The sequence below is a fragment of the Vibrio sp. Vb1554 genome (genome assembly GCF_033344235.1).
Genome location: NZ_JAWPOJ010000190.1, coordinates 1 through 1419, shown reverse-complemented (window position 1 = coordinate 1419; position 1419 = coordinate 1). Strand labels below are relative to the sequence as shown.

Here is a 1419-nt window from a genome sequence, read left to right as displayed (position 1 = left end):
CATCGCTGCAACGATGGTGATCGAGAACTGACGGTAAATTACCCCGGTCGAACCCGACATAAATGCCATAGGGACGAATACTGCCGATAAGGTCAAACCAACACCAATCAACGCGCCAGTGATCTGCCCCATCGATTTCTTAGTGGCTTCTTTTGGATCGAGCCCGTCTTCGTACATCACACGCTCAACGTTTTCTACCACAACGATGGCGTCATCCACCAGCAAACCAATCGCCAGAACCATCGCAAACATCGTCAGGGTATTCACGCTGAAGCCAGTCGCGTAAAGAATGGCAAACGTACCCAAGAGTACAACCGGAACCGCAATCGTCGGGATGATCGTTGCACGGAAGTTCTGTAAGAACAGGTACATAATCAAGAACACCAACACAATCGCTTCCAGTAGCGTTTTCACTACTTCTTGAATCGATGCTTCTACAAACGGTGTTGTCTCAAATGGATAAGCGACTTTCAGACCATCTGGGAAGTTTTCACTCAACTCCGCTAAACGCTCTTTGACTGCAGCCGCCGTTTCCAGCGCGTTCGCACCTGTACCAAGTGAAATACCTAAACCAGACGCCGGCAAACCGTTGTACTGACCTTGAATATCGTAACTTTCTGCTCCGCGCTCAATACGAGCAACGTCTCTTAGATAAACGTTTGCACCGCTCGCATCTGATTTCAAGATGATGTTTTGGAACTCAGCCACACTGCTTAAACGACTCGCAGAAGAAATCGTCGCGTTAAGCAGTTGACCTTTCTGCGCAGGTGCTGCCCCCAATTGACCAGATGACACTTGCGCATTCTGCTCACTGATCGCATTTGCAACGTCAATTGCCGTCAGGTTGAACTGAGTCAGCTTAAACGGGTCAAGCCACACACGCATCGCATATTGAGAACCAAAAGCCTGTACTTGACCCACACCCGTCACACGGCTGATTGGGTCTTGAATGTTGGTTACAACAAAGTCGGCAATGTCGTTTTGTGTAAAATCTGGATCGTCAGAATAAACCGCCACCACCATCAAAAATGAGGTGTTAGATTTGTTCACCACAATACCTTGGCTTTGCACTTCCATAGGAAGCGAAGTCAACGCCAATTGCAGTTTGTTCTGCACTTGAACCTGCGCGATATCAGGATCGGCTTCGCTATCAAAAGTCAGTGTAATGGTCGCATTGCCGAAAGCGTCACTGCTCGAAGACAAGTAACGTAGGTAATCCAGACCTGTCATGTTTTGCTCGATAACCTGAGTGACAGAGTCCTCCACCGTTTTAGCAGAAGCACCAGGATAGCGCGCACTGATGGTGATCGTGGTCGGCGAAATGGTTGGATATTGCGACACTGGCAAGTTGAACAAGGACATGATCCCTGCAAGCATGGTCAGAATCGCCAGTACCCAAGCAAAAACCGGACGATCAAT

At 48.6% G+C, this 1419-nt stretch carries 1 pseudogene; it reads right to left on the bottom strand.

The window, feature by feature from the left end:
* Positions 1–1419: pseudogene (gene vmeB / locus R8N28_RS24835) on the bottom strand (multidrug efflux RND transporter permease subunit VmeB); the annotation flags it as partial.